Source organism: Streptomyces kunmingensis (assembly GCF_039533535.1).
GTDB classification, from domain to species: domain Bacteria; phylum Actinomycetota; class Actinomycetes; order Streptomycetales; family Streptomycetaceae; genus Streptomyces; species Streptomyces kunmingensis.
The window spans coordinates 574,768-587,246 of the sequence record NZ_BAAATS010000018.1 but is presented as its reverse complement, the minus strand read 5'-3'; the positions used below and the strand labels follow the sequence as shown (position 1 = coordinate 587,246).

Below are 12,479 nucleotides of genomic sequence, written 5' to 3'. Positions count from 1 at the left end.
GGCCTCTCCGGCGGGGCCGGACCCCGGGTGCCCTACGACTCCGGCCGCGTCATTCCCGGCAAGAAGTCGATGAACAGTTCGTGCACCTCGAGGACGAGCGGCCGCAGCACCCGGAAGCGGGCGAGCGCCACGCCCCGTGTCGTCAGCCGGGCCCCGCGCTCGGCGAGCCGCCGGCTGCGCTCCCGGCCCTCGGAGCTGTCGAAGACCCAGTAGAGGACGAGCCCCATCTGGGACAGCCACATCAGCTCCGGCAGGATCTCCGCCAGTTCGGCGGGCACCTTGGCCCTGGACCCGGCCAGCACCTCCCGGTGCAGCGCGATCGATGCCTCCCGGGCCCGCTCCGACTCGGCCGAGAACGGGCTGAGCGGCGAGTCCGGATCGGCCGCGTTCTTGAAGAACTGGGCCGCGAACTCGTGGTACGGCTCGGCGATCTCCAGCCACACCCGCAGCACTCCGGCGAGGCGCGCCTGCAGATCGGTCTCCGTGTCCAGGACGGACCGGACCGCCGCCTCGTGCTCGGCGGCGATCCGGTCGTAGAACCCCTGGATGAGGTGTTCCTTGCCCGCGAAGTAGTAGTACGCGTTGCCGACGGAGACCCCGGCCTCCTGCGCGATGGCCCGCATCGTCGTCTTGTCGTAGCCCCGCTCCCGGAACAGCCGCATCGCGGTCTCCAGGATCAGCGCCCGCGTCTGCTCGCTCTTGGCGCCCTTTGCCTGGACCTGGGCCTTGGCCTCCGCCTTGTCTGTAGCCACGCCACGAGCCTAATCGGCCACGCGGCAACCGCTGTCACAGGCGGCGTCCCCCACGCCGTAGCTGGAACCGACCATGCCGGGCCGCACGTAGTACCAGCCGTCCTTCGGGTCGTACGCCCACCCGTCCGCCCGCCGGTACGCGCCGCCCCCGGACTGCCGCTCCCGGTACAGCTCGCGGTACTTCGCGGCGCCGAGCACGACCTGCTTGGCGACCTTCATCCCGGCGGGCGTGGCCATCCGGTGGGCCGTGGCCCGGTGTTCGCGCAGCGCCCACATGCACACGACCCAGGCGGCGGGACCGCGGTAGATCTGCCCGCTGTCCCCGAGGACGGTGATGTCGCTGAGCGTGGCGCTGTGGTCGAGCCCCGGGTAGCGCCCGCGCGCCTCGTCGGATCCGGCGGGCACGAACTCCAGCGGCACCAGCTGCCGCTGCCGGGTCAGCCAGCCCCGCACGAACGTGCACAGCGGGCACTCGGCGTCGTACAGCACCGTGAGCCGGCGGACCGGGACGTCCCCCCGGACGCCCCGGTCCGCTTTCCCCGTGACTCCCACCGCTGTCACGCCCCGGCCGCCGGAGCGGCCCACCCCTGCGGCGGGACCGGCGGCTGCTGTTCGCGCTCCATGACGCCGCGCCGCCGGATCTTGTTGAGGACGTAGACGTTGCCCAGGTGCATCACGCCGAGCACGAGCAGCACCACGCCGAGCTTGGTCGACAGGGCCTCGAAGACCCCGCGGGCGCTGTCGATGGTCCCGTCGCCGCTCAGATAGAGGGCGACGAACCCGAGGTTCACCAGATAGAAGCCGACCACCAGGAGGTGGTTGACGGCGTCGGCCAGCTTCTCGTTCCCGTGCAGCACGTCGGAGAGGAAGAGCCTTCCGTTACGGCTCAGGGTGCGCGCCACCCAGACGGTCAGCCCGATGCTGACGACGAGGTAGATGACGTAGGCGACAACTGTGAGGTCCATGCCCCACCCTCCTTGAACGCGTTCAAAAACGCTGACAGGAGTGACAGTAGACCTGTTTTTGAACACGTTCAAGCGAGGGTTGTCGTACGTGACGGGAGTCTCAGGAGGGAGGTGCCGGAGGCGGTCCGGAACACCTAATTCCGCGCCAGCTCCGGGCGCTTGAGGTAGTCGGTGAACCCGATGACGTTGCCCCAGGGGTCCGCGATCTCCACGACGTACCCGGTGGAGGTGGAGAAGGGTGGGTCGAGCGGCGTGATGCCCGCCTCGCCCAGGGAGCGGGCCACGGCGCGCGCGTCGGGCACCTCCAGCCAGAGCCGCGCCGCGGGCCACGGCGGCGGCCGGTGGCCGTAACCGTCCTCGGCGCGCAGCAGCAGGCCGGGTGTCTCCTTGCCGATCGCGAGCAGCGCGATGCCGGCCTCGTCGAGGCGGAACTTCACGGGGAGCCCGACGCGCTCGTAGAAGGCGACGGCTTCCGCCAGGTCGCCGACGGGGAGCAGGGCGTTGTCGAAGCCGAGGGTCTCCAGCTCTAGTGACATAACGTCAGATTAGCCATGTGTCAGGGTGAATACCCCATAAGCGGTCAGCGGTGAATCCGTGGCGCTCCGGTCACCGCCGTCATCAGGCAGTACAGCGAGGTGGTCGCGGCGAGGAACATGAGGTTGTTCTTGGCGCCGCCGAACGCGATGTTGGCGACGGGCTCGGGGGTCAGGAGCCGGCCGATCAGGGTCCCGTCCGGGTCGTAGCAGTGCACGCCGCCGTCCATGGCGGCCGCCCACAGGCGTCCCTGGTCGTCGAAGCGGATGTTGTCGAAGCGCCCGAGACCCTCCTTCATCGCGGCGAACACCTTGCCGTCGGAGAGGGTGCCGTCCTCGCGTACGTCGTAGACGCGCAGCACGCCCGAGCGGGTGTCGGAGACGTACAACCGGCGTTCGTCGAGCGAGAAGACGAGCCCGTTCGGGGCCCCAAGGCCCTCGGCGACGAGCCGTACCTCGCCGCTGGCGGGGTCGACGCGGTAGACGTTGTTGGCGCCGATCTCGGACTCGGCGCGGAACCCTTCGTAGTCGCTCGTGATCCCGAAGTCCGGGTCGGAGAACCACACCGAGCCGTCCGAACGCACCACGGCGTCGTTCGGGCTGTTGAGCCGTCTGCCCTCCCAGCGGTCGGCGAGCACGGTGATCCGCCCGTCGTGTTCGGTCCGCGTCACCCGCCGGTTGCCCTGCTCGCAGCTGACGAGCCGGCCCTCGCGGTCCAGGGTGTTGCCGTTGACGTGCCCGGCGGGGGAGCGGAAGACGCTGACGGCGCCACTGGTCTCGTCCCAGCGCAGCAGCCGGTCGTTGGGGATGTCGCTCCAGATGAGCTGGCGCCAGGCGGGCAGATAGAGGGGCCCCTCGGTCCAGCGGCCCTCGGAGTGCAGGACCTGCATACGGTCGTCGCCGTTGGCGCAGAGGCCGGTGCGGAAACGCTCGTCCAGGATCTCGTACGAAACGGGGACTGTCTGCGTGGGCACGGTCATCCTCCGAAAGCTGTCGTGGAACGGAAACGTGAAACCGAAGGTCATCCTCCACCGGGGCGGTGACGGACGCGGGCCGATTGTCAGTGGTGCCCCGTAGCGTCCTCGGCATGGGAACGGTGACGTTCGTCGACGAGACGACATCAGGGGACAGGGGCGCGGCCTTCGGGCTGGAGATCGCCGAAGAGCGGCTCACCGCGCGTGAGTTGATCAGGCGTCGGGTCTTCCAGGAGGTCGCGGAGTTCAACGCGCGCACGGAGCCGCAGCTCTTCCAGGGGCTGGTGCAGCCGCAGGACACGGAGCGCGTGCTGAACGGGTACGCGCTGCGCAGCCCGCGCCGCATCGACCCCGAGGCGCAGACGGAGCGCGCGCTGGCCGCGTTCGGGGGGAACGGGTTCCTGGTGCTGGTCGGCGACCGGCAGATCACGGACCCCGACGAGGAGATAGAGCTGCCGCTCGGCGTCGAGGTCACGTTCCTCAAGCTTGTGCCGCTGGTGGGTGGCTGAGGTGTTCCTGCAGAGCCACATCGACAAGCTGCGCAACCACGCGACGGCGGGCGCCGCCGACAAACTGGCGCGCGAGGCACTCAAGGCGGCCCTGAGCGCCGACGGGTACCGAGGGGCGGGCTGGGACCGGGTCGTCGGGCTGCTCGGCGATCTGGACGGGACCCTGCGCCAGGGTGTCTCGGACGCGCTGGTGAAGCAGTACCGGCAACTCGACGAGGACTCGCCCGCACGGCCGAACGTGCTGGTGGTGCTCGACGCCCTCGGCGCGGGCCTGCCCGGCGACCCCCTCGGAGCCGAGCGCACCGCCGCACTGGAGCGGCTGGGCAGCGCGGTGTGGTTCAGCGGTCCTGCCGACCGTCTGGCCGAGGCCGAGCTGGCGGCGGGCCGCACCCTCCCGGCCCCGGTCGTCGCGTTCTTCCGGCGCGCGGCCGCCGAACCTTACTGCGTACCGGAGTTGGCGGCCGTGGCCAGGAAGCTGCACGAACCGGTTCTGAACGTCGGGGAGACCTGGGCCGAGCGCGCCCTCGACGCAGTCACCGGTGACCCCGGTGATCCGTGGCGTGACCTGCTCGCCCATGCCGCGACCGCGACATCGGCGAAGCCCACCGCCAAGTGGGACAAGGCCGCTCGCGCCCTGATCGCGGCCGCCGGCGCGGACCGGGTGCGCGAGACGGCGCTGCCCTGTCTCGCCCTGGTCGGCCGCCCGCGCACGATCCGCCTGGACACCCCGCCCTACGGGCACGACGTGAACCTCGCCTACGACCCGTTCAACGCCAACGCGCTGCGCGGCCTCGCCTGGATCCTCGCCCTGCTGCCCGCCCACCCGGACGCGGCCCGCGCCCTCGGCTCGCTCGTCGAGACGTCCCTGAAGAAGGTCGCGGGACTCGGTCCGGTCAACCCGAAGGTCGCCAACGCCGGGGTCAACGCGCTGGCCCGTATCGACAGCGAGGCAGCCCTCGCCGAGCTGGCGCGGCTGACCACCCGGGTCACCTACAAGGCCACGGCCAAGCTGCTCGACGCGGCCCTGGACGCCCGGGCCACGGCCCTCGGCCTGACCCGCGAGGAGATCGAGGAGCTGGCCGTACCCGCGTACGGGCTGACCGGGGTCGGCCGCAGGGAGGCGTACCTCGGAGAGTCCACGGCCGTGCTGGAGATCCGGGGCGTCAAGGCGGCCCTCACCTGGCGCAACGCGAGCGGCAAGACGGTCAAGTCCGTCCCCGCCGCCGTCCGCCGCGACCACCCCGAGGAGCTCATGGCGCTCAAGACGGCCGTCAAGGACATCGACAAGATGCTCGGCGCCCAGAGCGAGCGCCTGGACCGGCAGTTCCTCGCCCGCCGCACCTGGTCCTACGCCGCCTGGCGCGAGCGCTACCTCGACCACCCCCTCGTCGGCAGCCTCGCCCGCCGCCTGCTGTGGACGGTCGACGGCACCCCGGCCGGCTTCGCCGACGGCGCCCTGCGCACGCTCACCGACGATCCGGTCGACCCGGTCGAAGACGGCGCCGAGGTCACCCTCTGGCACCCCGTCGGCCGCGAACCCGCCGAGGTGGTCGCCTGGCGGGACTGGCTGGAGCGGCACGCGATCACCCAGCCGTTCAAGCAGGCCCACCGCGAGGTGTACCTGCTGACCGACGCCGAGCGGGCGACGGGCACGTACTCGAACCGGTTCGCGGCGCACATCGTCCGCCAGCACCAGTTCCACTCCCTCGCCGCGGTCCGCGGCTGGCGCAACAAGCTGCGGCTCTGCGTCGACGACGAGGCGCCGCCCGCCACCCGTGAACTCCCTCAGTGGGGCCTGCGCGCCGAGTACTGGATCGAGGGCGAGGGCGAGGAGTACGGCGTCGACACCACCGACTCGGGCAGCTACCTGCGGCTCCGCACCGACCAGGTCCGCTTCTACCCGATCGACGCTCCGGAGAACTCGGCGCACTGCTACGGCGGCGAGTACCGCATGTGGCTGCGCGACAGGGTAGAGCCGGTCGAGCCGCTCCCGCTCGCCGAGATCCCGCCGGTCGTGCTCTCCGAAGTGCTGCGCGACGTCGACCTGTTCGTGGGCGTCGCCAGCGTCGGCAACGACCCGACGTGGCAGGACGGCGGCCCAGGCGGCCGGTTCCGCGAGTACTGGACGTCGTACGGCTTCGGCGAGCTGAACCAGAGCGCCGAGACCCGCCGCGTCCTGCTCGAACGCCTCGTACCGCGGCTCGCGATCGCCGGGCAGTGCACGATCGAGGGCCGGTTCCTGCACGTCAGGGGCGAACTGCGCACGTACAAGATCCACCTCGGCTCGGGCAACATCCTGATGACCCCGAACGACCAGTACCTGTGCATCGTCCCGAAGTCGTCGTCGTCGGCGGCGGCGGCCGGCACCACCGCGAGCACCGGCTATCTGCCCTTCGAGGGCGACCGGACCCTGGCCGTCGTGCTCAGCAAGGCGCTGATGCTCGCCAAGGACACCGAGATCACCGACCCGACGATCCTCAGCCAGATACGCCGCTGAAAAGGCCGTGGGCCCCGCTCCTCGAAAAGAGCGGGGTCCACGGACCGGGCACGACCGGAAGATCAGTAGCGACGCGTGATCAGCGCGCGCTTCACTTCCTGGATCGCCTTGGTGACCTCGATGCCACGCGGGCAGGCGTCCGTGCAGTTGAAGGTGGTGCGGCAGCGCCACACACCGTCACGGTCGTTGAGGATCTCCAGCCGCTGCTCCCCGGCCTCGTCACGCGAGTCGAAGATGAAGCGGTGGGCGTTGACGATGGCGGCAGGACCGAAGTACTGGCCGTCGTTCCAGAACACCGGGCACGACGACGTGCACGCCGCGCACAGGATGCACTTGGTCGTGTCGTCGAAGCGCTCGCGGTCCTCGGCGGACTGCAGACGCTCACGCGTCGGCTCGTTCCCCTTCGTCACCAGGAACGGCATGACGTCGCGGTACGCCTGGAAGAACGGGTCCATGTCCACGACCAGGTCCTTCAGGACCGTCAGGCCCTTGATGGCCTCGACCGTGATCGGCTTCTGCGGGTTGATGTCCTTGATGAGCGTCTTGCAGGCAAGGCGGTTCTTGCCGTTGATGCGCATCGCGTCGGACCCGCAGATGCCGTGCGCGCAGGAGCGACGGAACGTCAGCGAACCGTCCTGCTCCCACTTGATCTTGTGAAGCGCGTCGAGCACGCGCTCCTTCGGATCGATCTCCAGCTGGAAGTCGACCCAGCTCGCCTCCGCCGAGACCTCCGGGTTGAACCGGCGGATCCGGAAGGTGACGGTGATGTACGGGGAGTCGGCGAACCCGGGCTCGGCCTTGCCGGCCGCCTCCGCCTTGTCCATGATCGGGGTTGCCATCAGTACTTACGCTCCATCGGCTGGTAGCGGGTCTGGACGACCGGCTTGTAGTCCAGACGGATGGACTCGGAGCCGTCGTCGCCGACCTCGCGGTACGCCATGGTGTGGCGCATGAAGTTGACGTCGTCGCGGTTCGGGAAGTCCTCGCGGTAGTGGCCGCCGCGGGACTCCTTGCGGGCCAGCGCGGAGGTCGCCATGACCTCGGCCAGGTCGAGCAGGTTGCCCAGCTCGATGGCTTCCAGGAGGTCGGTGTTGAACCGCTTGCCCTTGTCCTGGATCGAGACGTTGAGGTAACGCTCGCGCAGCTCGGCGATCTTCTCGACGGCCGTCTTGATCGTCTGCTCGGTGCGGAACACCATCACGTTGGCGTCCATGCACTCCTGCAGCTCGTTGCGCAGGACCGCGACGCGCTCGCTGCCCGTCGCGTTGCGCAGGCGCTCGACCTGCGCCTCGACCAGCGACGCCGGGTCCTCGGGGAGGTCCAGGAACTTCGCCGTGTGCGAGTACTCGGCGGCGGCGATGCCCGCGCGCTTGCCGAAGACGTTGATGTCGAGCAGCGAGTTCGTGCCGAGGCGGTTGGCGCCGTGCACGGAGACACAGGCGACCTCGCCGGCGGCGTACAGGCCCGGGACGACGGTGGAGTTGTCCGCGAGGACCTCACCCTCGACGTTGGTCGGGATGCCGCCCATGGCGTAGTGCGCGGTCGGCTGGATCGGGATCGGGTCCGTGTAGGGCTCGATACCGAGGTACGTCCGCGCGAACTCGGTGATGTCCGGGAGCTTGGCGTCGAGCTGCTCCGGCGGGAGGTGCGTGAGGTCGAGGTAGACGTGGTCGCCCTCGGGACCGCAGCCGCGGCCCTCACGGATCTCCGTGTAGATGGAGCGGGACACGACGTCACGGGACGCGAGGTCCTTCATGACCGGCGCGTACTTCTCCATGAAGCGCTCGCCGTCCTTGTTGCGGAGGATGCCGCCCTCACCGCGGGCGCCCTCCGTCAGCAGGATGCCCATGCGCCAGATGCCGGTCGGGTGGAACTGGAAGAACTCCATGTCCTCCAGCGGGATCCCGCGCCGGTAGCAGGCGGCCTGGCCGTCGCCGGTCAGCGTGTGCGCGTTCGACGTCACCTTGAAGAACTTGCCGGTGCCGCCCGAGGCGTAGATGACCGCCTTGGCCTGGAAGACGTGGATCTCACCGGTCGCGAGCTCGTAGGCCACGACACCGGCGGACTTCTTGACGCCGTCTTCCTCGACGATCAGCTGGTCCAGGACGTAGAACTCGTTGAAGAACTCCACGCCCTCCTTCACGCAGTTCTGGTACAGCGTCTGAAGGATCATGTGGCCCGTGCGGTCCGCGGCGTAGCAGGACCGGCGGACCGGCGCCTCGCCGTGGTTACGGGAGTGACCGCCGAAGCGGCGCTGGTCGATGGTGCCGTCCGGGGTGCGGTTGAACGGCAGGCCCATCTTCTCCAGGTCGAGGACGGAGTCGATGGCCTCCTTCGCCAGGATCTCGGCGGCGTCCTGGTCGACCAGGTAGTCGCCGCCCTTGATCGTGTCGAAGGTGTGCCACTCCCAGTTGTCCTCCTCCACGTTGGCCAGCGCGGCGGCCATGCCGCCCTGCGCGGCGCCCGTGTGGGAGCGGGTGGGGTAGAGCTTGGTCAGCACGGCGGTGCGGCTGCGCTTGGTCGACTCGATGGCCGCGCGCATGCCCGCGCCACCGGCGCCGACGATGACGGTGTCGTACTTGTGAATCTTCACGGGTTCGCTCGCCTCGGCTTTAACGGATGTTCGGGTCGAAGGTGAAGATCACCAGCGTGCCCAGCAGGACGGTGAAGACCGTCGCGGCGTACAGCAGGCCCTTCAACCACAGACGGGTGTTGGGGCGCTCTGCGTAGTCGTTGATGACCGTGCGCAGGCCGTTGGCGCCGTGCAGCATCGCGAGCCACAGCATCAGCAGGTCCCAGCCCTGCCAGAACGGGGACGCCCAGCGGCCCGCGACGAACGCGAAGCCGATCTTGGAGACGCCGCCGTCGAGGACGAGCTGGATCAGCAGGTGGCCGAGGACGAGAACGACCAGGACGACGCCGGACAGACGCATGAAGAGCCACGCGACCATCTCGAAGTTGCCGCGGCTGCCCTTGCCGGTCTTCGAGGTGCGCTTGCGCGGCGCCTCGATGAACGGGGCCGGGTTGTCGGCGTCGTAGAGCGAGATGCCCTCGACGGGGCCGACTCCGGACGGAGCGGGGGTGGTGTCAGCAGACATGTCTGGCCTCAGCTCCCGAAGAGTTCACGGACGGCGTGGCCGAGGACGGGGTACAGCGCCCCGACCATCAGGACGACCCAGATGCCCACGACGGTCCAGAGCATCTGCTTCTGGTAGCGCGGGCCCTTCGACCAGAAGTCGACGGCGATGACACGCAGGCCGTTGAGCGCGTGGAAGAGGATGGCAGCGACGAGGCCGTACTCAAGGAGCGCGACGATCGGCGTCTTGTAAGTGGAAACGACGTCGTCGTACGACTCGGGAGAGACGCGGACGAGAGCGGTGTCCAGCACGTGTACGAACAGGAAGAAGAAAATGAGGACACCGGTGACTCGATGAGCCACCCACGACCACATGCCTTCCCGGCCGCGGTACAGCGTTCCAGCCGGCACGGAAGAACCCTCCGGGAGCGGGGACTAGGGGCCGGCCGGCTTCGGTGTCGGACGGGCCCGGCCGGGTACGGTCCACCGGCCGCTCGTCATCGTATCGACGAGTTGTCGGCTCGTTCGCGCGGGGGCCACCGGTGTGATCAAACAGGCAATCAAACAGGCACGTACGGGCTATCGCCCACGCTCTCCCGGCGTGCGGTGCCCGGGTTCTCCACCGGCGTGAGAGGGAGATCGCGGACAAGACGGGTGATACGGCCCCGGGCGAGTCGGCGCAGCTCCTCCGCGGCGACCACGCGCTCCTCCTCCCGGTCGTTGCCGAGGCGGTCGCGCAATCCGCTGAGCAGGTGATCGAGGGCCTCGCCGGGGGCGATGTCGTCCAGGCAGATCACGAAGGCGCGCCCGAAGCGGCTCTCGTACGCGCTGTGGGCCGCGGCGAGTGCGGTGCCCGCGGCCGAGTAGGCGGCCGCGCCCGGCAGGAGGGGCAGCTCTTCGCAGGCCAGGGCCTCGGTGACGGAGTCGAGGGGGAGGTCGTACGCCGCCTCGTCGGCCGCGGCGAGCAACGCGTCCAGGTCCGGGTAGGGGCGGTGCGCGGCGAGCCGGCGCGCCCAGGCGAGGCTGCCGCAGCAGGTACGCAGCGCGTCCTCGGCGCTCGCCTGAGGCAGCGCGTTGAAGTGGGCGAGTCCCTCGGGCGATCCGGTCCGGGCCGGTATGGGCAGGCGGCCGGGGACGTGAAGGGCGCGGTGCGCGGACAGCGGGTGCCTCCGGCGGGACGGGTGGGGGGCTGGTGTGGTGCGTGTGCGGTGCGTGTGGGTGATGCGCGTACCTGCCAGTGAGATGCGCGTGTGGTGCGCGTGGTTGTGCGCGTTGTTGTGCCGTAACGCTAGCGATGGCTGATTGCGGGTGTCCGACGGATGCGCGAATTTCACCCGGACGGGAGAGTTTAGGCGGCCTGGGTGGACTTCGCGCCCGCGCGCCGTCGCCGGTGCTGTCCGATGGGCGGGTGCCGACTCGTCGGGGCCGGTCGCGCAGTTCCCCGCGCCCCCGCGGGGCGCCGGTTACGGTCGGCGGACACATGATCGTCAGCGGAGGTGCGTGTGGAGCGGGAGCGGAAGGCGCTGTTAGTGGGGGCCGGAGTCGTCGTGGCCGGAGCCGTGGTGGTCACGGCCGTGGTCTGGCCGGGCGGGGGCGACGGCTCTTCCGGGCGGGCCCCCTCCGACGGGAAGACCGGCTCGTCGAGCGCGTCGGCGTCGCCGTCGCCCAGCCGGTCGTACCCGCTGTCCTCGCCCCCGCGCACGATCCCCTCCGTGCGTGATTTCACTCCGGCGCACGGCCCCGGCTGGAAGGCGGGCGACGGCAAGGTCGTCGTCCGTGACAAGGGCCTCGCCGACGAGGGGCGGCTGATCGCCGACGAGTTGGGGCTCGGATACGGGGGCGAGGGCGCCGAGGCAGGGCCCGGGGACGTCGAGCTGGCGCTCGGCGGGGCGCGCCGCGCGGACCAGGAGTCGTACCGGATGACCGTGCGGGACGGACGGGTGCGCATCGTCGGGCCGAGCGGGGCCGGCGTCTTCTACGGCACCCGCACCCTGAAGCAGGAGGCGCACGGCGGGGGCACCGTGCCCGAGGGCGTCGTCGCCGACGAGCCGGCGAAGCCGCAGCGCGGGTTCATGATCGATATCGCGCGCAAGCACTTCTCGGCAGACTGGATCAAGGACCGCATCAGGGAGATCGGGGACCTGAAGTTCAACCAGCTGGGGCTGCACTTCTCCGACGACCAGTCGTTCCGGATCGAGTCCGACACCCATCCGGAGGTCGTCTCCGAGGACCATCTGACCAAGGCGCAGGTCGGGGAGATCCTGGACCTCGCCGCCGAGCGGCATGTGACGGTCGTGCCGGAGATCGACTCGCCGGGGCATCTGGGCGCCGTCATCAAGGCCCACCCCGATCTGCAGCTGCGCAACGCGAACGGTGTGGCGCAGCGCGGCGCCGTGGACATCTCGAAGCCGGACTCCGCGAAGATCGTGGACGAGCTGCTGAAGGAGTACGCGGGGCTCTTCAAGGGCGCGTACTGGCATCTGGGCGCCGATGAATACCGGGCGCTGACCGTCCGGAACCCGGAGGCCTCGTACCCGCAGCTCGCCACCGCGGCGCGGCGGGCGCACGGCTCGGGCGCGCGCGTGCAGGACCTCGCGCAGAGCTGGCTGAACGACCGGGCGAAGACCATGGCCCCCTTCGACCGGCACCTGAAGGCCTGGAACGACGGGTTCTACGCGGGCGGCAGTGTCGAGGCCGACAAGAACCTCGAGGTCGCGTACTGGACCGGCAAGGAGATCGGGGCCCGCGAGCCGGTCTCGTACCTGAGCGCCGGGCGGAAGCTGACCAACTACAACGACGAGTTCCTCTACTACGTCCTCGGCCAGCCCAACACCTTCACCTACCCGACGGGCAAGCGCATCTACGAGAGCTGGACGCCGCTCGTCGTGCGCGGGACGACGCCCGTGCCCGCCAAGTACGACGACCAGATCCTCGGCGGCACCTTCGCCGTGTGGTGCGACCTCGCGCAGTCGCAGACCCAGGCACAGGTCGCGCAGGGCGTACGGATGCCGCTGCGGGCCACCACGCAGAAGCTGTGGGACCCCGACAAACCCGAGCTGGCGTGGCCGCAGTTCGTCGAACTGGCGGGCCGACTGTCCGGCTGACCTGCGAAGACGGGTAGACAGCGGGGTCGCGTGGGCCGTATGGTCCGCTGGCCGCGCGGCCGGGGGGCC

14 protein-coding genes are annotated in these 12,479 nt (G+C 70.1%); 3 read left to right on the top strand and 11 right to left on the bottom strand.

The annotated features are described in order from the left end of the window. Window positions 1-32: 32 nt before the first annotated feature. The 5 genes from ABD366_RS24280 to ABD366_RS24260 form a co-directional block, all read right to left on the bottom strand. On the bottom strand, window positions 33-662 hold the full coding sequence (locus ABD366_RS24280; RefSeq protein ID WP_411293907.1) for a TetR family transcriptional regulator: 630 nt from the start codon (window positions 660-662) through the stop codon (window positions 33-35). Between the two features lie 99 nt (window positions 663-761). Continuing rightward, window positions 762-1,313, bottom strand: a complete 552-nt coding sequence (locus ABD366_RS24275) for a thiol-disulfide oxidoreductase DCC family protein (protein ID WP_324776798.1) — start codon at window positions 1,311-1,313, stop codon at window positions 762-764. Further along, window positions 1,310-1,717: a hypothetical protein gene (locus tag ABD366_RS24270; protein WP_324776800.1), complete on the bottom strand. Its 408-nt coding sequence runs from the start codon at window positions 1,715-1,717 to the stop codon at window positions 1,310-1,312. The genes ABD366_RS24275 and ABD366_RS24270 overlap by 4 nt, the downstream gene beginning before the upstream one ends. Before the next feature lie 134 nt (window positions 1,718-1,851). Then, the gene (locus ABD366_RS24265) at window positions 1,852-2,253 is read right to left on the bottom strand and encodes a VOC family protein (RefSeq protein ID WP_324776802.1); all 402 of its coding nucleotides are present in this window, start codon (window positions 2,251-2,253) and stop codon (window positions 1,852-1,854) included. Window positions 2,254-2,297: 44 nt separating this feature from the next. Next, a complete protein-coding gene (locus ABD366_RS24260) occupies window positions 2,298-3,140 on the bottom strand; it encodes an SMP-30/gluconolactonase/LRE family protein (protein ID WP_324776829.1) in 843 nt (280 codons plus the stop codon). Window positions 3,141-3,337: 197 nt separating this feature from the next. Here ABD366_RS24260 and ABD366_RS24255 point away from each other — a divergent pair, with 197 nt between their 5' ends. Continuing rightward, window positions 3,338-3,733, top strand: a complete 396-nt coding sequence (locus ABD366_RS24255) for a hypothetical protein (RefSeq protein WP_324776803.1) — start codon at window positions 3,338-3,340, stop codon at window positions 3,731-3,733. Next, on the top strand, window positions 3,726-6,230 hold the full coding sequence (locus ABD366_RS24250; protein WP_411293901.1) for a DUF4132 domain-containing protein: 2,505 nt from the start codon (window positions 3,726-3,728) through the stop codon (window positions 6,228-6,230). Before ABD366_RS24255 ends, ABD366_RS24250 begins: the two co-directional genes overlap by 8 nt. A 62-nt stretch (window positions 6,231-6,292) precedes the next feature. Here ABD366_RS24250 and ABD366_RS24245 read toward each other — a convergent pair whose 3' ends face one another. From ABD366_RS24245 to ABD366_RS43500, 6 genes are all read right to left on the bottom strand, one after another. Continuing rightward, the gene (locus ABD366_RS24245) at window positions 6,293-7,069 is read right to left on the bottom strand and encodes a succinate dehydrogenase iron-sulfur subunit (protein WP_324776807.1); all 777 of its coding nucleotides are present in this window, start codon (window positions 7,067-7,069) and stop codon (window positions 6,293-6,295) included. Then, window positions 7,069-8,823 carry a succinate dehydrogenase flavoprotein subunit gene (sdhA, locus tag ABD366_RS24240; protein ID WP_324776809.1) on the bottom strand — a complete coding sequence of 585 codons (1,755 nt, stop codon included), beginning with the start codon at window positions 8,821-8,823 and terminating at the stop codon, window positions 7,069-7,071. Before sdhA ends, ABD366_RS24245 begins: the two co-directional genes overlap by 1 nt. 19 nt (window positions 8,824-8,842) lie before the next feature. After that, complete coding sequence (locus ABD366_RS24235; protein WP_324776811.1) at window positions 8,843-9,328, bottom strand: succinate dehydrogenase hydrophobic membrane anchor subunit; 486 nt, start codon at window positions 9,326-9,328, stop codon at window positions 8,843-8,845. Window positions 9,329-9,336: 8 nt separating this feature from the next. Continuing rightward, window positions 9,337-9,717, bottom strand: coding sequence for a succinate dehydrogenase, cytochrome b556 subunit (sdhC, locus tag ABD366_RS24230; RefSeq protein WP_100594758.1), 381 nt, complete (start codon window positions 9,715-9,717; stop codon window positions 9,337-9,339). Window positions 9,718-9,866: 149 nt separating this feature from the next. Further along, window positions 9,867-10,640: a 2-oxo-4-hydroxy-4-carboxy-5-ureidoimidazoline decarboxylase gene (locus tag ABD366_RS24225; protein WP_411293902.1), complete on the bottom strand. Its 774-nt coding sequence runs from the start codon at window positions 10,638-10,640 to the stop codon at window positions 9,867-9,869. Window positions 10,641-10,654: 14 nt separating this feature from the next. Then, complete coding sequence (locus ABD366_RS43500; RefSeq protein WP_411293903.1) at window positions 10,655-11,008, bottom strand: hypothetical protein; 354 nt, start codon at window positions 11,006-11,008, stop codon at window positions 10,655-10,657. Window positions 11,009-11,018: 10 nt separating this feature from the next. On the opposite strand from ABD366_RS43500, the gene ABD366_RS24220 reads away from it, so the two are divergent. Continuing rightward, entirely contained in the window at window positions 11,019-12,410 is a 1,392-nt protein-coding gene (locus tag ABD366_RS24220; RefSeq protein ID WP_411293904.1) for a beta-N-acetylhexosaminidase, read from the top strand. Window positions 12,411-12,479 lie beyond the last annotated feature (69 nt).